Genomic DNA, 23474 nt, shown 5'->3' on the forward strand with positions numbered 1-23474 from the left:
GACATACTAAGATGGCACGCATGACTGCTGCGATGTATGACCTGATGGACTATGACGAGGTCCTTGAAAAGTTCGATCCCGTTATGGGCATGGAAGTTCACGTGGAGCTCAATACGGAGACCAAGATGTTCTCCACCTCGCCCACGAACTTCAACGCAGCCCCCAACTCCAACGTGGACCCGGTGTCCCTCGGCCTGCCAGGCGCCTTGCCGGTGGTGAACTCCAAGGGTGTGGAAGGCGCCATCAAGATTGGCCTGGCGCTGAACTGCAAGATTGCGGAGTCTTCGCGCTTTGCCCGCAAGAATTACTTCTACCCGGACCAGCCGAAGAACTACCAGATCTCTCAGTACGATGAGCCGATTGCTTATGACGGCTACCTCGACGTCGTCCTCGACGACGGCACCGAGTGGCGCGTAGAGATCGAGCGTGCGCACATGGAGGAGGACACTGGCAAGCTCACCCACTTGGGTGGTGCCGATGGCCGTATTCATGGCGCAACCTCTTCGCTGGTGGACTGTAACCGTGCGGGCATTCCGCTTATTGAGATTGTGACCAAGCCAATCATGGGTGCCGGCGAGCGTGCTCCCGAGGTGGCCCGCGCATACGTGACTGCGCTGCGTGAGCTCGTCGCGGCACTGGGGGTTTCTGATGCCCGCATGGATCAGGGCTCGATGCGTGTTGACTCTAACGTCTCGTTGCGCCCAGTGGGCCAGGAGGAGTTCGGTACCCGTACCGAAACCAAGAACATTAACTCCCTGCGCTCTGTCGAGCAGGCGGTGCGCTTTGAGATGCAGCGCCAGGCGCAGGTGCTTGTCGACGGTGGCGAGATTATCCAGGAAACCCGCCACTACCAGGAAACGGATGGCTCCACCTCGAAGGGCCGCCCGAAGGAGACCGCGGAGGACTACCGCTACTTCAACGACCCAGATCTGCCGCCGGTGATTGTCTCCCGCGAGTGGGTTGAGGAAATCCGCCAGACGCTGCCGGAGATGCCGTGGATTCGCCGCGCCCGCATCCAAGAGGAGTGGGACCTTAAGGATGAGGAGATGCGTGACTTGGTTAATGCTGGCGCGCTTGACCTCATCATCGAAACCGTGGAAGCCGGCACCACCCCGGATGAGGCGCGCTCCTGGTGGGTGTCGTACCTGACCGGTAAGGCCAATGAGGCCGGCGTTGAGCTGAGCGCTCTCGATATCACCCCGGCGCAGGTCGCTCGCGTTGTCGAACTGGTCAAGGAAGGCAAGCTGACCACCAAGCTGGCTCGCCAGGCGGTTGACGGCGTGCTGGCCGGTGAGGGTGACGTTGACGAGGTCGTCGCCAAGCGCGGGCTCGAGGTTGTGCGCGATGATGGCGCGATCGAAAAGGCAGTCGATGATGCCCTGGCCGCTAACCCGGACATCGTGGAGAAGTACAAGGCCGGCAATAAGAAGGTCACCGGCGCTATTGTGGGGGCGGTCATGAAGGCCACCCAGGGCAAGGCTGACCCGGGGCAGGTCAACAAGCTGATCGCGAAGAAGCTCTCCTAGGCGAGCAGTCTAGTTGGCAAAAATTTCCATTAGGCGAGGTCAGGCGACTACGGGGTACCGTGGTCGCCATGACTATTTCTGCTAAAGCCCTTCAGAAGACCGGACCTAAAGAACCTTTTCAGGTCGTGACTATCCAGCGTCGTGACCCGCGCGCCGATGACGTGGTTATCGACATTAAGGCCGCGGGCATTTGCCATTCGGATATCCACACCATCCGCAACGATTGGGGCGAGGCGCACTTCCCGCTGACCGTCGGCCATGAGATCGCCGGTGTGGTCTCCGCCGTGGGGGAGGAGGTCACCAAATTTAAGGTGGGAGACCGCGTTGGTGTGGGTTGCCTCGTGAACTCCTGCGGCGAGTGCGAGCAGTGTCAGGCAGGAATGGAACAGAACTGCCTGAACGGCAACGTCGGCACCTATAACTCCACGGATGTCGATGGCACGATTACCCAAGGCGGCTACGCCGAGAAGGTCGTTGTGAACGAGAACTTCGTTCTCCGCATTCCGGATGCTCTCGACTTCGACATAGCAGCGCCCCTGCTGTGCGCCGGTATCACCACGTACTCTCCGTTGGCGCGCTGGGATGTTAAGGAAGGCCAGAAGGTAGCCGTCGTGGGCTTAGGCGGCTTGGGACACATGGGTGTGCAGATTGCTGCCGCGAAGGGCGCAGAGGTCACCGTCATCTCGCGCACTTCTCGCAAGGCTGAAGAAGCTGCAGAGCTGGGGGCGAGCCGCACCTTGGCCACCACCGAGGAGGAAGACTTCTTCAGGAAGCACCGCGGGGAGTTCGATTTCATCCTCTCGACCATTTCCGCCGAGTACAGCCTCGAGGACTACCTGGGGATGCTTAAACCCCGCGGCATTATGTCTGTCGTGGGGCTCCCGCCGGAGGCGCTCCCGCTGCGCCTCAACCGCCTCGTCGGCGGCGGCAAGGTGCTCACCGGTAACAATATTGGTGGCATCGCGGAAACCCAGGAGATGCTGGACTTCTGCGCCGAGCACGGCTTAGGCGCGGTGATCGAAAAGGTGGGTGTCGACGAGGTTGATGCGGCCTATGACCGGGTCGTGGCGGGTGACGTTAAGTTCCGCTTCGTCATCGATACGACGACGTTTGCTGAGCACTAAGAGGTGAGCCGGCTCATGCTTTAGCGGCTATTGGAGCAAGCTCTCCACGGCCGCACACATGTTTTCCTATCTCGTTGGCGTACGGTGGTAAATGTATGCCGCCGTACTTCGACCAAAGTATGGCGCGTTTCTATGCGCTACCCCTGAAGAATAAAGAGAAGAAACTAGAAAACAGATAGGAAAACGTGTCTTATAAAAACGTCGTGGGCATCGCTTTGTCCTTCATTGGCTTGCTCGTGGGTGCGGGCTTTGCCACGGGACAGGAAGTTGTCCAGTACTTTACGTCTTTCGGTATTCCCGGCATGTGGGGCATCCTCGTTGCTGGTTTGGTCATGACCCTTGCCGGCACGGTCTTCCTCCAGTTGGGAAGCTACTTCCATGCCAGCGAGCACAACCAAGTGTTCAGGAACATCACTCACCCGATCATTTCGCGCATTCTGGATGTCGCGGTAATCCTCACGCTCTTTGCGGTCGGCTTTGTCATGCTGGCTGGTGCCGGCTCCAACATGCAACAGCAGTTCGGCTGGCCGGCTTGGGTAGGCTCGTTGCTCATGCTTGTGCTTGTTCTCATCACAGGCATGTTTGATGTGGATAAGGTGTCACAGGTTATTGGTCTTCTCACGCCGACCATCATTATCGCCGTTCTCTTTGTAGGCACCTACACGCTGCTGCACATGCCGGAGAACGTTGATGCGGCCATTAGTGCCTCTGAAGCGATCGAGTCCCCGATTCCGTTCTGGCTCGTATCCGCGCTGAACTACAACGGCCTGGCTCTTATCCTGGCGGTCTCGATGTCCCTTGTCATCGGCGGTGATAACATTAGCCCGCGCGAAGCAGGCGTCGGCGGCATTGTTGGCGGCGCGGTCTACGCGGTGCTCATGGGTATTGCTGGTTTCTCACTGCTCATGAATGCAGAGAACGTTGGCGATTCCGATATTCCGATGTTGACCTTGGTAGATAGCGTCCACCCGACACTCGGTGTCATCATGGCCATCATCATCTACCTGATGATCTTCAACACGGCCATCGGTATGTTCTACGCGCTGGGCAAGCGTTTGTCTTCTGGCAACGAGGCGAAGTACCGCATTATTTTCATCGCCGGCTGCCTCGCTGGCTTCGCCGTTTCTTTCGCCGGCTTCAAATCCCTGATGCAGTACGTCTACCCGGTGCTGGGTTACATGGGTATCGTGCTCGTCGTCATTCTGGTGATCGGATGGCTGCGCTCCCTGGGCAAGATCAAGGACGAGGGCCTGCGCCGCGAGCGCATCCGCGCATTGCTGCACCTCAAGCTGCACCCCGACTCGGAATATGACGCGGCGCGTTACGACGACGAGATCGGCCAGCAGATCGCCGATTCCAACATGGATGATGAAGCCCTCTTCGAGGACCTCGTTTCCGATGTGGTCGAGGAGTTGGACTCGGATGAAGAGCTTGACTTCGACAGGGAAGAGTGGGAGGAAAACCGCAACGACCACTCCTACTACACCGAACGCGAGGCTGTGGAGCAGGACCGCAGCGACGAAGAAATCAAGGCTTGGGTCGAGGAAACCGGCGCAGTGGGAGATCCCGCCGAAGACGAAGAGCTCCCAGAAGAATCAACGAAGAACTAGAGGAGCAGGAGCTTCGCCGTTAGTGCAATCATGACGCAGCCGATGACGATGTTGACCACGCGCCACGTCGTCGGCTTGGCCAGCACGTGGGAGAGCTTGTAGGCGCCAAAGCCTAGGGAGGGGAACCACACTGCGCTGGCCATGATGGCGCCTGCTGCGAACACCCAGCGCTGGTCGCCATATTGGTTTGCAATGGAGCCCAGCATGACTAGCGCGTCAACGTAGGCCAGGGGGTTAAGCCACGTCAGCGCCAACGCACCGAGGACGGGCTTGACCCAGGATTTTGAGCGCACGCGGGGGCGGATCTTCGTAAGCACTGAGTTCCCCGGTGTCCCAGAGGAACCCGAATTCTCATCAACCACCTGCGCCACGGGTGCGGTTTCCTCGATGACCAGCGCATCCTGTTGCTTCTTGAAGGCATCGCGGAAGCACGTGAAGCCGAAGTAGATGAGGTAGGCCGCGCCGAGGTACTTCACCACGACGAGCGCGGTGGGGAAGCGCTCCACAAGGACACCGACGCCTGCGGTGCCGCCGGTGATCAGGATGACGTCGGAAAGCAAGCATGCCAACAGGATGGGGCCGACATGGTCGCGTTTAATGCCCATCTTGATGATGAAGGCATTCTGCGGTCCGATGGCGATGATGAGGGACAGGCCCAGCGCAAATCCTGCAAGCAATACTGACATGGCTTCTAGTCTGCGCATAGCGTCATATGAAGTCCAGTTAAATGTTCTACAGCTGGTTTAATATAGCTTCATGAACCCGCTCCATACTGAAACGCTGCTGGCCATCATCGATGAAGGTTCCTTCGAGGGGGCTGCGGCTGTGTTGGGAATCACTCCTTCGGCCGTCAGTCAACGCATCAAGGCGTTGGAAGTATCGACTGGTCGAATCCTGCTGCGCCGCGGCACTCCCGTCACCGTGACCGAGGCAGGGGAGATCGTCGCCCAAGCCGCGAGGCGCATGGCGCTGGTTCAAGCCGAAGCGGATGCCCGGCTTACCGAGCGCCTGTCCCGCGTTCCGCTCACCGTTGCGATCAACTCGGATTCCCTGGCCACGTGGTTCCGCCCTGTGATCCAGCAGACCGCGCAACGCGGTGAGGCGGCGCTGCGCATTCGCATCGAAGATGAGGCCCGTACGCTCGCCATGTTGCGCCGCGGGGATGTGCTGGGCGCGGTCACGCGCGAGCAGACCGCGGTCTCGGGTTGTGAATCCACATACCTCGGAACGATGCGCTACTTTGCCGTCGCCGCGCCCGCTCTGGCGGAGACTTTCGAAGACTGGGAGACCCTGCCCATCGTGGGCTTCGGTCCGAACGATGCCACCTTGGATGACGCCATGCGCGAGCGCTTCATTGATTCCCATGTTCTGCGTGCGCGGGTGTCACAGATTCCTTCTTCGGAGAGCTACGTCGAAGCAGTGCGCTACGGCCTGGGCTGGGGTTTGGTGCCGCGCCTGCAGGTACAGCCCCTGCTGGAGACGGGGGAGCTGGTGCTTCTCGACGACTTCCCGCTCGACATTGACCTCTATTGGCAACGCTGGCGGCTGGAATCGGAGTTGCTTGCGGACCTCACTGCAGATGTCTTAGACGCGGGCCGTGCGGTTTTAGCTTCGCGCCGCGCCGATAAAGATGCACCATAAGGGGGCTGTGCTGCCTTAAGTTGGAGGCATGAGCGATAAAACTCCTGATAAAGCCACCGACTTCGATGACGATATCCCGACCTACACGGGGAAAGACTCCGTGAAGGACAGCGCGCCTGAGGCAGAAGCTACCGATAAGCCGAAGAAGAGCAGCCTCTTCCAGCGTCCCGGACGCGCTGAGCCGCAGGTGATTAAGCCGAAGAAGGCTGAGGAGCCTGCCGTTGAGGCAGAGCCTGAGGCCAAGACCGAAACCTTTGAGAGCGCTTCCCGCGACTCCTTGTCTTTCGACAGTGCCGCCGCGGAAGCCGAGACCGAGACCACCGCCTTCCCGCGCGCGGAGGCGACGGCAGAGTCTGAAACAGAGACAACTGCTATGCCGGTATCGGCAACCGCAGCAACTGAGACCTATGAAGAGGCACCAAGCACGGTTGCAGTTGCCGACCCCGCCGTGGACTTCGAGGCGGCAGCGGTGGAGGAGAAGCCTGAGCCAGTACGCCGCGGCACCATCGACTTCGGCCTGCTCTTCGTGCGCTTGGCGCTCAGCGTTTACCTGCTCGTGGCGGGTGCTACAACCTTCTTCAAACTCGGCGGCAATGAGGGCCTGTCGGGATTGGAAAAGGAGTTTGGCGAGTACACCATGGCAGCGGCCTTAGCCATCGGCGTGCCGACTGTTCAGCTCATCGCCGGCGCCTTCCTGCTGCTGGGGCTAGTTACACCGCTGGCGGCCATGTTCGGCCTTATCGTCACGGGCTTCTCAGCTATTCACGGCCTCAACGCCTCCGGTGCCGGGTTGGATGTCTTTGCCTGGAATGAGAGCGTCTGGCTGGGTCTGGTGCTATTTGTTATCGCGGTGGCCCTGCAGTTCACCGGTCCGGGATTCATCTCCCTTGACTTCAATCGCTCCTGGACCCGCCGCCCGCTGGCAACCTCGTGGGTCTTCGTCGTCATTGGCGTTGCCGCGCTCGTGGCTATCTGGTGGTTTGGCGCTGGCGTTAACCCGTTGAGCTAGGCGCTGTTAGCGCGTTTCTAGGTTCCCAGCCTGCGGTTATCCACTAACTGTTGTTGTTTTCCATTGCGTAAAGTAAGTTGGTTTCCGTGATGGAAAACAATGACTTTGGTGCCGCAGGAGGGGAGCTTTAGTTTTGTCTGATCAGGATGTTCGTGACGCACTCGCATTTGAGGAGCGACAGAAGGCGGCCGCAGCGAAGCGGCCGCCTATCTGGCTGAGCTTGCTCGCATCGGCCGCGTACGGCGCGTGGTTTGCCTACATGTGGATCAAGGATGACGTCCATCCTCTCGTTCTTGTTGGTGGACTGCTTCTTGTACTCGGGCTATTGGCGAGTCTTGCCTTCTTTTACCGCACGGGGGTGCGGGATTCGATGCGTCAAAAGGTGGATCCTCATGCGTCACGAAGTATCACTTGGCGTTATTTTGCGGGCCTAGGATTTATGTTTCTGCCGGCACTCTTCAATCCTTTCGTTGAAGGACACGTTATTGCCTCGTGCATCGCAGGTGTACTGTGCGCCTTGGCGGTCTTTTGGACGTTGCACACCGGTGCGCTGAATAGGATGCCGCGATGAATGGAATCGATCCGGTAATCCACCCACTCAACCGTTTTAAGATTTGCGCCACGCTCAATGCCTTCGGAGCCACACAAGGTGGGGAGGTCAACCGTGAGATGAAATTCGCCGTGTTGCGCGACCGCACGGAGCTTTCCGATGCCTCCCTGTCTAAGCAGCTCGGAGCGCTAGAACAAGCCGGCTACGTGACTCGCTTCCGGGAGTACGGCACCAGCCGCGCTAAGGACTCGGTGTGGGTCGCCTTGACGGAACAGGGCAAGAGCGCCTTCGACGGTCACTTGGCAGCACTCAAGGCTTTAGCCGAGGGCTGAGATGCGCGCATGGTACGGCGTCGCAGAGGTGCCAATGTTGCCAAAGTTTTTCCTCGCCGCAGTGGCGGCGCATAACTTTGGCAGAACGGGCAGTTTTGCGTTTCGGGGCTTAGCTGGATGGGACCGCAGGGAGTTCGGTTTGTGGCTTGTCGGCTTGAATGCTCTGAGCCTGGAGGCAGATGGCGTAGAGAATCCAGCTGAGAAGTGCCAGCCACACGAAGTCATCGACCAAGAACTTCTGGTACAGCGGCATCTCGTGGACATCGATGCTGTCACCGAACCACCACTTCGGCGGAACGGTCAGCAGCATGCCCGCCCAAGCCGCGAGAACAGCCAGCAGGCTGCCGGCGACCCAGGTGGAATTGCGCCAGGACCAGGCGCGGTAGACCAGAACCGGCACGATGAGCGATAGCCACACCCAGTGGTGGGACCACGAAACGGGGGAGATGAGCAGCATGGTCGTGGCGGTGGTGAGGTGGGCGTCGACAAGCAAGCCGCGCCGCATCTGCGCCAGGATGAGTGCTGAGCCAAGCCCGATGATCCCAAGCGCAGCTACCAGCCACAGCACATTGATGAGCGTGCTGTGATTGTCCATGGCCTCCTGGGAGCTAAAGAGACGCTGGATGACGCCCTTGAGCGAGGAATTGGACTGATAGTCCGTGGCCACGCCGAAGTCTGCGCCCTTGCCCATATCGAGGAGCTTTGAGCTAAAAAATTCGACGAAGGCCTCCCAGCGGTAAGCGGCAGCCAACAGCGTCGCCACGACGGCGGAGGCGAAGGCTGTAAGGATCGGCTTCCACTCGCGGCGCAGCAGGAAGTACAGCAGCATGGCCAACGGGGTGATCTTGATGGCCGCCGCGAGACCTATCAGCCAGCCCTGCGGAAGCTTGCGCTTGCGGGGGACAAGATCGAAGATAACCAACGCCATGATGACGATGTTGATTTGTGCAAAACCGTTGTTGAGGCGGATGGGTTCAAAGAACATGGCCGCGGCCCACGCAATCGCCACTGTGGGCCACAGGTGCGGCACCTTGAGCGCGCGGAAGATCGCGTAGAGGCAGGCGAAGACCAAGGCATCCGAGAGAACGATCATGATATCGCCGGAGAGCGAATCGCTCATCCAGTCAAAGGCAGTCAGCGGCACCATGACCAGCGCCCCGAAGGGCGGGTAGATAAAGGGGAGCGCCAAATCCCCGGCGTACATGGGCTCAGAATAGACCGAGCCGCCCTCCATGAAGGCGCGCACGCCCTCACGGTAAATGATCATGTCGACAGGGAAGTCCGTGTGGAGGACGTGGCGGATGACGCCCACCAGGCCAATGATGAGTCCGGCGGCGGTCAGCAGTGTGCGCCTTGCGGCGTTAGTGGCGAAAATCATCGCCACATACTCTAATTGACGTAGCCATCCACCACGCGCACCGCACCACGGTCAGCGGACGTGGCCATGTTGGCGTAGGCGCGCAGTGCCTTGGTGACCGGGCGATTGCGGTCCTTCGGCGTCCAGGGCTTCTCGCGCTGCTCTTCAGTGGCGCGGCGACGTTCCAAGACCTCGTCGTCCACGTCGAGGGTGAGCTGGCGCTCGCGGATGTTGATGGTGATGGGATCCCCGTTTTCCACTAGGCCGATGAGGCCGCCGTGGGCAGCCTCGGGGGAGATGTGTCCGATGGACAGGCCGGAGGTGCCGCCGGAGAAGCGGCCATCGGTAATCAAGGCGCAGGCCTTGCCCAAACCGGAGCCCTTGAGGAAGGAAGTCGGGTGCAGCATCTCCTGCATGCCGGGACCACCGGCTGGGCCCTCGTAGCGGATGACGATGACATCGCCGGGCTGGACTTCCTTCTTGAGGATGATGGAAACAGCTTCTTCCTGGGACTCCACCACGCGGGCCGGGCCGGTGAAGGTCCAGAGCTCTTCCTCCACGCCGGCGGCCTTGACGATGGCCCCGTTGGGGGCGAGGTTGCCGCGCAGGACAACCAGGCCACCGTCGGAGGAAAAGGCGTGCTCGGCGTCGTGGATGCAGCCATTGGCAGCGTCGGTGTCGAGCTCATCCCAGCGGTTGGATTGGCTGAAAGGCTCGGTGGTGCGCACACCGCCGGGGGCGGCGAAGAAGAGCTCGCGGGCAGCGTCGGTAGCCTTGCCACCGCGGATATCCCAGTCGTCGAGCCACTCCTCGGCGTTGTCGTAGAGGGCGGTATGGACCTTGAGGTTCAAGTGGCCGGCGCGGCGCAACTCGCCCAAGATGGCGGGGATGCCGCCGGCGCGGTGCACATCCTCGATGTGGTAGGTGCCGTTGGGCGCCACCTTGGACAGGCACGGTACGCGGTAGGAGATCTCGTTGATGTCCTCGAGGGTGAAGTCCACCTCGCCCTCCTGCGCGGCGGCCAACGTGTGGAGGATGGTGTTGGTGGAACCACCCATAGCCATGTCCAAAGCCATGGCATTGCTGAAGGCTTCCTTGGTGGCGATGGAGCGCGGGAGAACGGCGTCGTCTTCTTCGCCGTAGTAGCGTCGGCACAGGTCCACGATGGTGCGGCCAGCCTGCTCGAAAAGATCGCGGCGGGCGCTGTGGGTAGCCAGCGTGGTGCCGTTGCCCGGCAGGGCCAGACCGAGTGCCTCGGTGAGGCAGTTCATGGAATTGGCGGTGAACATGCCGGAGCAGGAACCGCAGGTCGGGCAGGCGGATTCCTCTACCCGGGTCAGCCCTTCGTCGGAGACGGCATCGCTGGCCGACGCCGTGATAGCCGTAATCAGATCCGTCGGTGCGTGTGCCACGCCGTCAACGACCACAGCCTTGCCGGCCTCCATCGGGCCACCAGATACGAAGATGGTGGGGATGTTCAGACGCAGCGCGGCATTCAGCATGCCCGGGGTGATCTTGTCGCAGTTGGAGATGCACACCAAGGCGTCGGCAGTGTGGGCATTGACCATGTACTCGATGGAATCGGAGATGATCTCTCGCGAGGGCAGGGAATAGAGCATGCCGCTGTGGCCCATGGCGATGCCATCGTCGACAGCGATGGTGTTGAACTCCTTCGGCACGCCGCCGGCTTCGCGGATGGCATCGGCCACGATGTCGCCGACGTTCTTGAGGTGGACGTGGCCGGGAACGAACTGGGTAAAGGAATTGGCGATGGCAACGATCGGCTTGCCAAAGTCACTCTCCTTGGAGCCGGTCGCGCGCCACAGCGCGCGGGCGCCAGATGCCTGGCGGCCAACGGTGGTGACTTTAGAGCGGAGAGGGTACATGGTTAATCCTTCAGTTCGGGGTGTTTCTTGAGATATTCGGCGTATTCCTCCTTGGTGAGGAGGATCTGCTGGCCATCGCGGTGGACGATGACCACCTTGTCATCGGCGGCGTCACGGCCAGCGGTCAGGGCGTCGGGGATGCGCCCATTGGAAGCGGCAGCAAGGCGGGGAAGGGAGTTGAACGTCACTCCCGGCAGGTCGAAATTATCGCCCTTCGTCGTGCAGGCATAAGCCTTCGAGCGCTGAAATCCGATTCCTTGGAAGTCCCTCCACGCGATGTGTTTGGGACCGCGGAAGCCATATGTGATGTGGATACCCTTGCTGTCCACGGTGGTGCGGGCCCGCAGGACCCACCAGATGGCCAGCACGGGGAAGATGAGAACCCAGAAGAGGTACTTCGGGGCCCAGCCAATGCTGAGGAAAGCGATGGCGGCGAGGATGCTGATGCCGAGGAGGTGTTCGCGAGTGGGCTTGAACGTTTCGGCCGTGGGGTGTTCGGTGCGAGAAGATGCGTTCTGCGGGTGTGAGGACGTCATAGTGGGTCATCGTAATTGACAGTGTGGCGCGGTGGCGAACCGCCCCACCTGTGGAATCTCGCTAAATGAGAAAAAGATCCCAAAAATGGGGGTAAGGGCCTGCGGTGGCGTTTCTATCAGTGTACAGTTTATCCCATGATCATTATTCGACTTCACCTCGTAGTAGTACCCGGGCGGCGCGTGCCGTAGCGAGTCCACTAGTGACGTCGACCAGCAAGCGCCCCCGTTACCTTCACACCCAGGAAGGACAGCGGGGGCGTTATTTGTTGGATGATCTCTCCGATATCCACACCCACCAAAGGAGCACATCAACCGTGACAGCTTCCACACCGCCACAGCGGGCGCCCGAGCGCATCACGGGCGCACACGCCATTGTCCGTACCCTCGAAGATTTGGGCACCGAGCTGGTCTTCGGCATTCCGGGCGGCGCCGTGCTTCCGTTGTACGACGCCCTCTTTGAATCCACGAAGCTGCGCCACGTGCTCACCCGCCACGAGCAGGGAGCTGGCCATGCAGCAGAAGGCTATGCTCAGGCATCCGGAAAGGTCGGCGTCATGATTGCCACCTCCGGCCCGGGTGCCACCAACCTGGTGACACCGCTGGCGGATGCCAACCTAGACTCCGTGCCTGTCGTGGCTATTACCGGACAGGTCGGCAGCTCTTTGCTGGGCACCGACGCCTTCCAAGAGGCTGATATCCGCGGCGTGACGATGCCGATTACGAAGCACAACTTCATCGTTACCAAGGCCGAAGATATCCCCAGTGCGATTGCAGCCGCTTTCCATTTGGCTTCTAGTGGCCGTCCAGGACCGGTCCTCGTGGATATTCCGAAGGACGTGCAGAACGCGCTGATGGAGTACTCGGGTCCGGTCATGCCGGATTTGCCTGGCTACAAGCCCACTACGACCCCGCACCCGCGCCAGATCACCCAGGCTGTTCAGCGCATTGCTCGCGCCGAGCGCCCGGTGCTTTACGTTGGCGGCGGCGTCATCAAGGCCGAAGCCTCCCGCGAGCTGCGCGAGTTTGCAGAGTTGACCGGAATCCCGGTCGTGACCACGCTTATGGCTCTCGGTGCCTTCCCGGATAATCACCCGCAGCACATGGGCATGCCCGGCATGCACGGCACGGTGCCGGCGGTGGCCGCGCTGCAGCGCGCAGACCTCATTATTGCGGTGGGCGCACGCTTCGATGACCGTGTGACCGGTGATACCGACACCTTCGCTCCCCATGCCGAGGTCATCCACGCCGACATTGACCCGGCCGAGATCGGCAAGATCCGTGAGGTCGCTGTCCCTATCGTGGGCGATGCCCGCGAGGTGCTGCTGTGCCTGACCAAGGCTTATGCCAATGACGCGGAGCTGGATGCCCCGTGCATCGGGCCGTGGATGAAGTACTTGGGGGACCTACAGAGCCGCTTCCCGCGCGGTTTCGAGCCGACAGCAGACGGTCTGCTCAACCCGCAAGAGGTCATTCAGCAGCTCAGCGCAATTGTGGGCCCGGAGGCCATTTACTGCGCGGGCGTGGGCCAGCACCAGATGTGGTCGGCACAGTTCCTTGACTTCGAGCACCCGCGCAGCTGGATCAACTCCGGTGGCGCCGGCACGATGGGCTACGCAGTACCCGCAGCGCTGGGCGCTAAGGCTGCCTGCCCGGAGCGAGAGGTCTGGGCAATCGACGGTGATGGCTGTTTCCAGATGACCAACCAGGAGCTCACCACCGCCGCGGTGGAAGGGTTCCCCATCAAGGTGGCTGTCATTAATAACGGAAACTTGGGCATGGTGCGCCAGTGGCAGACGCTGTTCTATGAGAACAAATACTCCCACACCAAGCTGCGTGAGCACGATGAGTACGTCCCGGACTTTGTCAAGCTCAGCGAGGCCCTAGGATGCGAATCCATTCGCGTCACCACGGCGGAGGAGATTGGCCCCGCGATTGAACGTGCGCGCTCAATCAATGACCGCCCAGTGGTCATTGACTTCATTGTGGGTCAGGACGCCCAGGTGTGGCCAATGATTGGCGGCGGTGCCTCCAATGAGGAGATCCAGTACGCCCTGGGTCTGCGTCCGCTGTTTGATGAAAATGAGTCCGCGGCCGAGGATCCGGCCGACATCCACGAATCCCTCGAGGAGGCCTAAGAGCAATGGCTAAAGACGACATCACTCGCCACATCCTGTCTGTGCGCGTCCAAGATATTGAGGGCATCATTTCCCGCGTGACCGGTATGTTCACCCGCCGCGGTTATAACCTCATTTCGCTGGTTTCCGCCCGTACCGAAACTGAGGGGATCAACCGCTTGACCATCGTTGTGGACGCCTCCGAGGTTGTCATCGAGCAGGTGACGAAGCAGCTCAACAAGATTGTCCCCGTGCTCAAGGTGGTGGAGCTGGAGGAAGAAAACACCATTGCCCGCGCCATCATGCTGGTCAAGGTGGCTGCGGATAACTCGAACCGCCCCCAGGTGGTCGACGCGGTGAACATCTTCCGTGCCCGCATCGTGGACGTATCGCCGGAGTCCGTGGTGGTGGAGGCCACCGGAACGCCCGGCAAGCTGCAGGCGCTTCTCGACGTCCTCGAGCCCTTCGGCATCCGCGAACTGGTGCAGTCCGGAAATGTCGCGCTGGGTCGTGGCCCAAAGGCGATGGCACCGAGCAAATAAAGAATCTCACAATGTGGGCAGACTGTCCCAAAGTGTGATACAAATTCTATAGGCAGAGTTACTACTGGATGCGTAGTGCTCACGAACCCAAAGAGAAAAGGAACATCAAACATGGCTATTGAGACTCTGTACGATTCCGATGCAGACCTGACCATCATCCAGGGCCGCAAGGTGGCCATCATTGGCTACGGCTCCCAGGGCCACGCCCACGCAATGAACCTGCGTGACTCCGGCGTTGAGGTCGCCATCGGCCTGCGCGAAGGCTCCAAGTCCCGCGAGAAGGCAGAGGAAGCTGGCTTCAAGGTTCTCACCAATGCCGAGGCTGCCAAGTGGGCTGATGTCATCATGCTGCTGGCGCCGGATACCTCCCAGGCTGCTATCTTCACCGAGGACATTGAGCCGAACCTGGAGGATGGCAACGCGCTGTTCTTCGGCCACGGCCTCAACATCCACTTCGGTCTGATCAAGCCGGCGGAGAACATCACCATCGGTATGGTCGCTCCGAAGGGCCCGGGCCACCTGGTTCGCCGCCAGTTCGTTGACGGCAAGGGTGTTCCTTGCCTGATTGCCACGGAGCAGGATCCGAAGGGCGAGGGGCGCGAACTGACCCTGTCCTACGCCGCAGCCATCGGCGGTGCCCGCGCCGGCGTTATCCCGACCACCTTCAAAGATGAGACTGAGACCGACCTCTTCGGTGAGCAGGCCGTTCTGTGTGGTGGCGTGGAGTACTTGATCATGAACGGCTTCGAGGTCCTTACCGAGGCTGGCTACGAGCCGGAGATGGCTTACTTTGAGGTCTGCCATGAGCTGAAGCTCATCGTTGATCTCATCGTTGAGGGTGGCATCAAGAACATGAACTACTCCTGCTCCGACACCGCGGAGTTCGGCGGCTACCTTTCTGGACCGCGCGTCATCGACGCTTCCGTGAAGGAGCGCATGAAGGAGGTCCTCACCGATATTCAGGACGGTACTTTCGTCAAGCGCCTCGTCGCTAACGTTGAGGGCGGCAACAAGGAGCTCGAGGATCTGCGCGCCAAGGTGAACTCCCACCCGATCGAGCAGACCGGCTCCCAGCTGCGCGATCTCATGAGCTGGGTGAAGAACCCGCTGGATGCAACTGCATAAGCTGCGCTTCGCCTAAAAATCCCGTTGGCCACTGGTCAGCGGGATTCTTTAGTTTTGTGATGTTCGAGCATAAACGGGCACGTTCCCACATTTGGCGGTAGGCTCGAAGCCATGGGTTTCTCTACGCCAAGCTATGACCTTAATGACCTCTTCGCACGCATCGATCGCGGTGATATTCAGCTTCCAGATTTTCAGCGCTCCTATGCCTGGGATGAGGACCGCATCAGATCGCTGATCGTCACTGTGCTGCGCGGCTACCCACTCGGCGCGTTCATGGCCTTGGATACCCGCAACGAGGCTATGCGCTTTCGGCCGCGGCCGCTCGCGGGTGCGCCCAACACCGGGGTAAACCCGGGCCTGCTGTTGCTCGATGGCCAGCAGAGGCTGACCACTCTGTACCACTGCTTCCGTGGTGAGGGTTTTGTTGATACCACAGACTTCCGCTCCAAGAAGGTCTCCCGCAAGTACTTTGTGGACCTGCACAAAGCCACTTCTGAAGACATCATGCCGGATGAAGCAGTCTTCGCCATCAATCAGCACGGCGAGCTGCGCTCTCACTTCGCGCCGGACCTCGACGATTCTCTGAACAGCCGCGAGGCCGCGGTTCAAGCATGCTGCATTCCCGTCTCCGCGCTGCTGAGCGAGGAGGGCACCAGCATGCTCTTCGAGCTCGCCGCTGCCAACGATGGCGCCAACCGCGATGTCGTCGCTGCCTTCAATAACCGCATCCTGCGCCCGCTGTCCGGCTACACTGTGCCGATGATTCGCCTTTCCCGCGAAACGGCCAGCGCTGGTATCGGCTCCATCTTTGCCCAGGTGAACTCGGCCGGATTACAGATGGATGTCTTCGACCTCCTCACGGCAGTCTTTGCCTCCGAGGACCCGGACTTCCACTTGGCGGAGGACTGGGCAGGCGTCGAGAAGCAGCTACGTGCCTTCCCAGCGCTCGACGGCATTGGCCGAAATGAATTCCTCTCGGCAGTATCGCTGTTGGTGTCGGGGGAGAAGGGCAATGCCGGCGGCCAGCGCGAAGACATCCTGCAGCTCTCGCTCGCCGAATACCGCAAGGCTTCGCAGACCCTGGTGATTACTTTCCGCGAAGTCGCAGAGTTCCTGGCTGAGCGTTGCATACTATCCCTTGAGCAGGTTCCTTATTCCGAGCAGATCATTCCGCTGGCGGTTATTCTGGCGCGTCTGGCTGAGAAGAAGGGCGTGCTGTCGAGTCAGGATGCCTGGGACCGCCTCAATCAGTGGTTCTGGAGCGGCGTCTTTGGTGAGCTCTACGGCTCCTCCGCCGTGAAGCTACGTGCAGCGCGCGATGTTGACGAGGTCACCGCGTGGGTCGCCGGCGACACCGAGGATGTTCCAAAGACCGTCCGAGATGCCTCCTTCCGCGAGTCCCGCCTGTTGTCGGTAGGGGAGCACGACGGGGTGTGGCACGGTCTGTATGCCCTGCTCATGGCTCGTGGCGCGAAGGACTGGCGTACGGGCCGTCCGTTTAGCCGCCATAGCTTTGAGGAGCTGCAGCCGGGCTTCTTCCCCGTCTTCCCGCTTCGCTGGTGTGAGCGTCACGGCGTCAGCGGCGTACTGGCAAACTCCGTGCTGAACCGCACTCCGATGGGCAAGCGCACCGAGGTTGTCATCGATGGGCATTCGCCCGAGCGCTACCTGCCGCGCGTGCAGTCGAAGTCGATCATGGAGGATGCTGAGTTTGATAGCGTGCTGGCCTCCCATGAACTGGAACCGGAGCTGTTGACCGCGAAGACTGTGCACCAGTTCTTTGCTGACCGCCGCGAGCGCTTCGTCGGCATTGTTGAATACGCGCTCAACAAAAAGGTAGTGCGTGACGTGGACGAGGCGAACCTCTCTGGTGGCGAGGAGGGGCCGCAGGCCTTTGCTCGTTAAGGTTCCATCTCCACGTGGGCTAAAGGTCGTGTCCTCGGCGGTGCTGCTGGGCATGACCGCTCTGGGGGTCGTGGGGTGCTCATCGCTGGGACGCGGTGAGCCCCTCTTGACTCAAGACATCACCGCCCTCCCTGAGGCAGAAATTGACCTGGCTCGGGCGAGTGAGGAAAACCGCCTGCGGCTCATTGATCCGCAATTCGCCAATGAAGTCACCGTTTTGGGGGACCGCTGGGGAATCGTCTCGGCACGTTTATTCTTCAAGGAGAGCAATACGCTGATTCTCGCCGAGGAGACAGATGCTGCGGCCTTGCGGGCAGCGACGTTGAGTGTGTCGCAGCGCGTTCCCATGGTGACCTACGATGATTCGATTCGCCCGCAGATTTCACAACTGCTCAATGACCTTGATGTTGACCAAATTCTCGTCATCGGCAACGTCCCGTGGGCTAGCCAGAACGGGCAACTCGAGGTTATCCACGACCCAGGAAACACCAAGGCGTTGGGGGAGTACACCGCTTTTCGTTTTGATTCCAAAGTGGTGGTGAACCGTGAGCGCATGGTTGATAACATCGCGCGCTTGGATTCCTCCACGAAAACGGAGCTCAAGGCCGCGTGGGAGCCGCTGCCGCAGCACCTTACCAAGGAGAAGATGCCGGCGATTCCCGCGCAAGCGCGCCGTGATGCGCAAATGGCACCGGTTATCGTGGCGACGAAAGATAGTCCCTTGGCCAATGTGGTGAATGCCACCGCATATGGCGGTACGGTGTTCGTGATGGAGGACCAGGATCCGACAGCGACGAAGGCCGGCGCGGCGATTACAGCGGGGCTATCAGACGGGCCGATCGTGGCCCTCGGGCCGGAATTCGGTTCAGTGACAGAATTCACGCATAAAATCACTCAGGGCTGGAAAGAATAAACTACACTTCTCGGCATCTCCAATTCTGACTAGTAAAGGAAGTTATGTCGAAGCCGGTCGTTCTTATCGCCGATAAGCTTGCAGAATCCACCGTCGATGCTCTCGGGGACACCGTCGAGGTCCGTTGGGTAGATGGTCCAAATCGCGCGGAGCTGCTCGCCGCGGTGCCGGAGGCTGACGCCCTCCTCGTCCGCTCTGCCACGACCGTGGATGCGGAGGTGCTGGCCGCCGCGGAGAACCTCAAGATTGTGGGCCGCGCTGGTGTCGGTTTGGACAATGTTGATATCCCCGCTGCCACCGAGCGTGGCGTCATGGTTGTCAACGCTCCGACCTCCAACATCCACTCCGCTTGTGAGCAGGCCATCGCGCTGCTTCTGGCCACCGCTCGCCAAGTGCCGGCAGCGGATCAGTCCCTGCGCCAGGGTGAGTGGAAGCGTTCCTCCTTCAAGGGCGTCGAGATCTATGGCAAGACCATCGGCATCGTTGGCTTCGGCCACATCGGCCAGCTCTTCGCACAGCGCTTGCTGGCTTTTGAGACCACCGTCATCGCCCACGATCCTTATGCCAACCCGGCTCGCGCAGCGGCGCTGGGCGTGGAGCTAGTGAGCCTTGAAGAGCTCATGTCCCGCTCTGACTTTGTCACCATTCACCTGCCCAAGACGCCCGAGACCGCCGGCATGTTTGATGCTGAACTCTTGGCTAAGGCCAAGAAGGGGCAGATCATTATCAACGCTGCCCGCGGTGGCCTCGTGGATGAGGCAGCGCTGGCTGAGTCCATCAAGTCGGGGCACCACCGCGGCGCCGGTTTCGATGTTTATGCTTCCGAGCCCTGCACCGATTCCCCTCTCTTCGAGCTCCCGCAGGTAACCGTGTCCCCGCACCTGGGTGCTTCCACGGTAGAGGCACAGGACCGTGCAGGTACCGATGTGGCCGATTCGGTCTTGAAGGCGCTGGCCGGTGAGTTTGTGGCCGACGCCGTCAACGTTGAAGGCGGCAAGGTCGGCGAGGAAGTATCCGGCTGGCTGGATCTGACGCGCAAGCTGGGTCTCGTTGCAGGAAACCTCCTGGGTGCTGCGCCCGTCGCCATCGAGGTGGAGGCTTGTGGCGAGCTAGCCAATGAAGAAGTCTCTGCGCTTGGTTTGTCTGCCGTTCGCGGTGTGTTCTCCGGCGTGGTTTCGGAGACCGTTACTTTCGTCAACGCCATGAAGATCGCCGAAAGCCGCGGCGTGACCGTGGACGTTAAGACCAACGTGGAGTCGAAGGGCCACCGCTCCTCGGTGCGCGTGAAGGTCATCGGTCCTAATGGTCTGGTTTCCCAGCTCACCGGCGCCCTGACAGGTATCGATGGCGTGGAGAAGATTATCCGCATCAATGGCCGCGGCGTCGACATGCGCGCTACCGGCCGCAACCTCTTCTTCTCCTACAAGGATGCCCCGGGCGCACTGGGCACCGTGGGCACCAAGCTGGGCGCTGCAGGCATCAACATCGTGGCCGCCGCCCTGACCCAGGGCAAGGATGCCTCCGATGCTGTGCTCATCCTGCGCGTCGAACGTGAGGTGCCGGAGGAGCTGGTCGAGGAAATCAACGCGGCGCTGGGTGCTACCTGCCGCCAGCTCGTCCTGGATGCATAGTCCACGGCGTTGAACATTACGCAGCAGCCCCCGTGAAGGATCGTCCGAGGTTCTTCACGGGGGTTTGCCGTCGCCGGAGCCGAGAGAGTGGTACTCTCACAAGTATCCAATATGTGAGAAAGGAATCCCACAAAATGAAACTGGCAGTGATTGGCGGCGACGGCATTGGTCCCGAGGTAACCGCGGAGGCATTGAAGGTCCTGCGTGCGGTTCGCCAGGATATCGAGGTCACTGATTATGACCTCGGTGCTAGGCGCTACCTGCGCAACGGGGAGCTGCTTAGCGACGCCGACTTGGCCTCCCTGCGCGAGCATGACGCTATCCTGCTCGGCGCCATTGGTGCGCCCGGTAAGGTTCCCCCTGGCGTGCTGGAGCGCGGCCTGCTGCTGAAGATGCGTTTTGCCTTGGACCACCACGTCAACCTGCGCCCCTCCAAGCTGTACCCGACGTCCACCTCGCCGCTGGCGAACCCGGGCGATATCGATTTTGTCGTCGTCCGTGAAGGCACTGAGGGATTGTACTGCGGAAACGGCGGCACGCTGCGCGAAGGCACCGAGCACGAGGTGGCCTCGGAGGTTTCCCAGAACACTCGCTACGGCGTTGAGCGCGTTGTGCGGGATGCTTTCAAGCGTGCGATGTCCCGCCGCAAACACGTCACGTTGGTGCACAAGACCAACGTTTTGGTCAACGCCGGTGGGCTCTGGCAGCGCACCGTAAACGAGGTAGCTCAGGAATTCCCGGAGGTCACCGTGGATTACAACCACATCGATGCCGCAACCATTTACATGGTCACCGATCCCGCTCGCTACGACGTCATCGTGACCGATAACCTCTTTGGTGACATTCTGACTGACCTAGCCGGTGCTGTCACCGGTGGCATCGGTTTGGCCGCCTCCGGCAACATTGATGCCTCCGGAGCTAACCCCTCCATGTTTGAACCGGTTCACGGTTCCGCACCGGATATCGCGGGCAAGGGCATCGCGGATCCCACCGCGGCGATCCTGTCGGCGGCGATGTTGCTGCGCCACCTTGGTGACGAGGAGAACGCCGTGCGCATCGAAGAGGCCGTGGCCGCTGATGTTTCCGCCCGCAATGATGCACAGGCGCGTACCACTGAAATTGGTGATCGAATCGCTGCCGCGCTCAGTGCTTAGCGCTGTATGGTTGGCGCATGAGCGTCGAAATAGACGAGGTCACTAGCTTCCTCGCCCAGCATGAGCCCTTCTCCCGTCTGCCGGAGGAAGAGCTCACCGCACTGTCCTCTCAGCTGAGCATGATCTACCTGCGTCGCGGGGAGATTCCCATAAAGATGGGGGAAGAGAATGCTCATCTCCACATCATCCGCACCGGTGCGATTGATGTGGTGGGAGAGGAAGGCGTGTTACTGGACCGCCGCGAATCTGGCCTTACCTTTGGCTACTCCACATTGCAGGGAGAGCCGGTCTCTGCCTATGAGATGGTCGCGGTGGAGGATAGCCTCGTCTTTACTCTTGAGCAGGAGGCCTTTAGCCAACTCGCTGAGCGGAACCCTGACATCGCGCGTTTCTTTTCAGCGCAGTCCCGTCAGATCCGAGCAGCAGCGCGCGAGCTCACCGAATCCGCACCAACAGACGTGCTCCGCACGCCGCTGCGGGAGCTTATTCGGACCGACGTGGTCACCGCGCCAGCCGCAACCACCATCCGCGATGCTGCATTGCTGATGACAGAACATGGCGTTTCTTCCTTACTCGTCGTGGAACCGGGCCCAGAGTCAGATAAGCGGCTCACGGGAATACTGACCGACCGCGATCTGCGAACTCGGGTGCTCGCCGCCCAGCGCGACCCTGCCGAGCCAGTGGGGGAGATCATGACGCCTCAGCCCCTCACGGTGTCGGCAGATGCCCCGGCCATGGAAGCCCTCTTGCACATGGCCGAGCGCGGCATCCACCATTTACCGGTGGTCAAAGAAGGGGCCTTACAGGGAATAGTTACGCAGTCGGACGTTACCCGGCTGCTGCACAACGATCCGGTCTACCTCGCTGCGGATCTTTCACGGCGCACGAGTGCCGCTGAGCTCAACGGTGCTTTTCTTGAGGCCACGCGCCTGGCCGGGCGCTTCGTGGAACGCGGCTCCACACCGGCGGAATCCTCGAGCCTGGTCACGCTTGCCGCCGATGCTGTGGCACGGCGCTTGTGCACGCTGGCGGAGGAAGAGCTTGGTCCTCCGCCTGTCGAGTATGCCTTCGTGGCCGTGGGCTCGCAGGGAAGGCGAGAGATGGCGCTGGCCTCAGACCAAGATAATGCGCTAGTCCTCGCGGATGATTTCGATGCCGCTGCGCATGGAGAGTATTTCGCGCGGCTTAGTTCCTTTGTATGCCAGGGCTTAGCCGACGCCGGGCAGATCCTGTGCCCTGGGGACATGATGGCCATGACCGCTCAGTGGCGGATGACGCGCTCCCAATGGATCGAAACCTTTCGCCGGTGGATTCGAGACCCTCAACCGGAGGCGCTGCTCAACGCGCAGATTTTCTTCGACTTCCGGGTGCTCTATGGAAGCGAGGCGCTGGGCCGGGACGTTCACACTGCTGCCGTAGAGATGGGTCAAGGGGCAACGCGCTTGCACGCCCACCTGGCTAGCTTGGCCGCGCGCCGTGAGCCGCCGCTGACTTTGTTTCGGGGGCTCGTGGTGGAGCGCGATGGTGACTACGCCAATACCCTCGACATCAAAAAGGGCGGAACAGCGGGCATCGTGCAGATGGCCCGGCTCTTCGCCTTGGCCTCCGGCTCCACGGTGGTGGATACGCGCCAACGCCTCAGGGAAGCAGCGGGTAATGCGGTGAGCCGCCAGGGTGCGCAGGAGCTTCTCGACGCGTTCGATTACCTGCGCTCCCTGTCCTTCCAACACCAGGCCCGCCAGCTGCGTGAAGGGCAGCAGCCGAACTACCACATCGACCCCAAGAGTTTGGGCCGCATGGAGCGAGAACACCTGCGCGATGCTTTCCGTGCCATCAAATCGATGCAGAATGCGTTGGCGACCAAGTATCCGGTGAGGAATATCTAAATGTGGAATCGCTGGAGCCGCCGAGCGGACTGGGGCGCGCCCGCACGCAGTACCCCGCTCGATGACCTGGGATTGCTCGCCGTGGACATGGAGACCACGAACCTTGACCCTCGCAGGGGAAAGATTGTCTCCATTGGCTGGGTGCCGGTCAACGGGGGAGCCATCGACTTATCTGGTGCCGGTTATACCGTGGTGCGCGGCGCGCAGGTGGCCGAGGACGCACATGTCCACCTGCTGACTCAGGAGGTCATTGACGCCGGCGAGGAGCTAAGTATCGCGGTGACGCAATTGCGCCAAGCTTCGCAGGGACGCGCGCTACTTGCGCATTTCGCGGCGTTGGAGGTGGGGTTCATTGAAGCTGCCTCCCGTGAGGTCTTTGGGGAGCGCCCGCGCCTGAGCGTGGTTGATACCTTTGCGCTTGAGCGGCGCCACATGGAGCGCATGGGAACCTACCCGCGCGGCGAGGATCTACGTCTGCCCCGCGTGCGGACGCGTTATGGCCTTCCACGTTATGGAAGCCACAATGCGCTCAGTGATGCCTTGGCCTGTGCCGAGTTATACCTTGCACAACGGGGACACACGCGGGCGGTGACCTTGGGGGACGTCGCCCAGCGCTAGGCCTGTGCGAAGGCG

Annotated in this window: 20 protein-coding genes; 16 read left to right on the forward strand and 4 right to left on the reverse strand. The window is 60.8% G+C overall.

Annotated elements, in window-relative coordinates; all coding sequences use genetic code 11:
* Positions 1 to 20: 20 nt before the first annotated feature.
* The 3 genes from gatB to HMPREF2978_RS02960 all read left to right on the forward strand — a co-directional run bounded on the left by gatB (position 21) and on the right by HMPREF2978_RS02960 (position 4260).
* On the forward strand, positions 21 to 1526 hold the full coding sequence (gatB, locus tag HMPREF2978_RS02950; RefSeq protein ID WP_070516444.1) for an Asp-tRNA(Asn)/Glu-tRNA(Gln) amidotransferase subunit GatB: 1506 nt from the start codon (positions 21 to 23) through the stop codon (positions 1524 to 1526).
* A 68-nt stretch (positions 1527 to 1594) separates the two neighbouring features.
* Positions 1595 to 2650, forward strand: a complete 1056-nt coding sequence (locus tag HMPREF2978_RS02955) for an NAD(P)-dependent alcohol dehydrogenase (protein ID WP_070516447.1) — start codon at positions 1595 to 1597, stop codon at positions 2648 to 2650.
* A 185-nt stretch (positions 2651 to 2835) separates the two neighbouring features.
* Positions 2836 to 4260 (forward strand): YkvI family membrane protein, encoded by a 1425-nt coding sequence (locus HMPREF2978_RS02960; protein ID WP_070516448.1) that lies wholly within the window; start codon positions 2836 to 2838, stop codon positions 4258 to 4260.
* On the opposite strand, the gene HMPREF2978_RS02965 is transcribed toward HMPREF2978_RS02960, so the two are convergent.
* The gene (locus HMPREF2978_RS02965; RefSeq protein ID WP_070744010.1) at positions 4257 to 4946 is read right to left on the reverse strand and encodes a LysE/ArgO family amino acid transporter; all 690 of its coding nucleotides are present in this window, start codon (positions 4944 to 4946) and stop codon (positions 4257 to 4259) included. The two genes, HMPREF2978_RS02960 and HMPREF2978_RS02965, sit on opposite strands and share 4 nt — an antisense overlap.
* A gap of 70 nt (positions 4947 to 5016) precedes the next feature.
* Here HMPREF2978_RS02965 and HMPREF2978_RS02970 point away from each other — a divergent pair, with 70 nt between their 5' ends.
* The 4 genes from HMPREF2978_RS02970 (at position 5017) to HMPREF2978_RS02985 (ending at position 7792) form a co-directional block, all read left to right on the forward strand.
* Positions 5017 to 5901: a LysR family transcriptional regulator ArgP gene (locus HMPREF2978_RS02970; RefSeq protein WP_070744012.1), complete on the forward strand. Its 885-nt coding sequence runs from the start codon at positions 5017 to 5019 to the stop codon at positions 5899 to 5901.
* 28 nt (positions 5902 to 5929) lie between these two features.
* Positions 5930 to 6910, forward strand: a complete 981-nt coding sequence (locus tag HMPREF2978_RS02975; RefSeq protein ID WP_070744014.1) for a DoxX family protein — start codon at positions 5930 to 5932, stop codon at positions 6908 to 6910.
* 133 nt (positions 6911 to 7043) lie between these two features.
* Positions 7044 to 7481, forward strand: coding sequence for a hypothetical protein (locus tag HMPREF2978_RS02980; RefSeq protein ID WP_070744016.1), 438 nt, complete (start codon positions 7044 to 7046; stop codon positions 7479 to 7481).
* Positions 7478 to 7792 carry a transcriptional regulator gene (locus HMPREF2978_RS02985; RefSeq protein WP_070744018.1) on the forward strand — a complete coding sequence of 105 codons (315 nt, stop codon included), beginning with the start codon at positions 7478 to 7480 and terminating at the stop codon, positions 7790 to 7792. Before HMPREF2978_RS02980 ends, HMPREF2978_RS02985 begins: the two co-directional genes overlap by 4 nt.
* A gap of 109 nt (positions 7793 to 7901) precedes the next feature.
* Here HMPREF2978_RS02985 and HMPREF2978_RS02990 read toward each other — a convergent pair whose 3' ends face one another.
* From HMPREF2978_RS02990 to HMPREF2978_RS03000, 3 genes are read right to left on the reverse strand one after another with little or no spacing between them, the layout of a single operon-like run.
* On the reverse strand, positions 7902 to 9170 hold the full coding sequence (locus tag HMPREF2978_RS02990) for a glycosyltransferase 87 family protein (protein WP_070744020.1): 1269 nt from the start codon (positions 9168 to 9170) through the stop codon (positions 7902 to 7904).
* Positions 9171 to 9181: 11 nt separating this feature from the next.
* The gene (gene ilvD / locus HMPREF2978_RS02995; protein ID WP_070744022.1) at positions 9182 to 11035 is read right to left on the reverse strand and encodes a dihydroxy-acid dehydratase; all 1854 of its coding nucleotides are present in this window, start codon (positions 11033 to 11035) and stop codon (positions 9182 to 9184) included.
* 2 nt (positions 11036 to 11037) lie between these two features.
* On the reverse strand, positions 11038 to 11571 hold the full coding sequence (locus tag HMPREF2978_RS03000) for a PH domain-containing protein (RefSeq protein ID WP_070744024.1): 534 nt from the start codon (positions 11569 to 11571) through the stop codon (positions 11038 to 11040).
* A gap of 314 nt (positions 11572 to 11885) precedes the next feature.
* Between HMPREF2978_RS03000 and HMPREF2978_RS03005 the strand changes: the two genes are divergently transcribed.
* The 9 genes from HMPREF2978_RS03005 (at position 11886) to HMPREF2978_RS03045 (ending at position 23459) form a co-directional block, all read left to right on the forward strand.
* Entirely contained in the window at positions 11886 to 13706 is a 1821-nt protein-coding gene (locus HMPREF2978_RS03005; RefSeq protein ID WP_070744026.1) for an acetolactate synthase large subunit, read from the forward strand.
* Positions 13707 to 13711: 5 nt separating this feature from the next.
* A complete protein-coding gene (gene ilvN, locus HMPREF2978_RS03010) occupies positions 13712 to 14227 on the forward strand; it encodes an acetolactate synthase small subunit (protein WP_010186907.1) in 516 nt (171 codons plus the stop codon).
* A gap of 111 nt (positions 14228 to 14338) precedes the next feature.
* Complete coding sequence (gene ilvC / locus HMPREF2978_RS03015) at positions 14339 to 15352, forward strand: ketol-acid reductoisomerase (protein WP_070744028.1); 1014 nt, start codon at positions 14339 to 14341, stop codon at positions 15350 to 15352.
* Positions 15353 to 15463: 111 nt separating this feature from the next.
* Positions 15464 to 17257 carry a GmrSD restriction endonuclease domain-containing protein gene (locus HMPREF2978_RS03020; protein WP_070744030.1) on the forward strand — a complete coding sequence of 598 codons (1794 nt, stop codon included), beginning with the start codon at positions 15464 to 15466 and terminating at the stop codon, positions 17255 to 17257.
* Positions 17258 to 17285: 28 nt separating this feature from the next.
* Positions 17286 to 18170, forward strand: coding sequence for a hypothetical protein (locus HMPREF2978_RS03025; RefSeq protein WP_083316478.1), 885 nt, complete (start codon positions 17286 to 17288; stop codon positions 18168 to 18170).
* A 44-nt stretch (positions 18171 to 18214) separates the two neighbouring features.
* A complete protein-coding gene (gene serA, locus HMPREF2978_RS03030) occupies positions 18215 to 19801 on the forward strand; it encodes a phosphoglycerate dehydrogenase (protein WP_070744032.1) in 1587 nt (528 codons plus the stop codon).
* Between the two features lie 134 nt (positions 19802 to 19935).
* A complete protein-coding gene (locus tag HMPREF2978_RS03035) occupies positions 19936 to 20955 on the forward strand; it encodes a 3-isopropylmalate dehydrogenase (protein ID WP_070744034.1) in 1020 nt (339 codons plus the stop codon).
* Between the two features lie 17 nt (positions 20956 to 20972).
* Positions 20973 to 22841 carry a DUF294 nucleotidyltransferase-like domain-containing protein gene (locus HMPREF2978_RS03040; protein ID WP_070744036.1) on the forward strand — a complete coding sequence of 623 codons (1869 nt, stop codon included), beginning with the start codon at positions 20973 to 20975 and terminating at the stop codon, positions 22839 to 22841.
* Positions 22842 to 23459, forward strand: coding sequence for an exonuclease domain-containing protein (locus HMPREF2978_RS03045; protein WP_070744037.1), 618 nt, complete (start codon positions 22842 to 22844; stop codon positions 23457 to 23459). It begins immediately after the preceding gene.
* Positions 23460 to 23474: the final 15 nt, after the last annotated feature.

The organism is Corynebacterium sp. HMSC074C01 (genome assembly GCF_001814605.1).
Lineage (GTDB): Bacteria > Actinomycetota > Actinomycetes > Mycobacteriales > Mycobacteriaceae > Corynebacterium.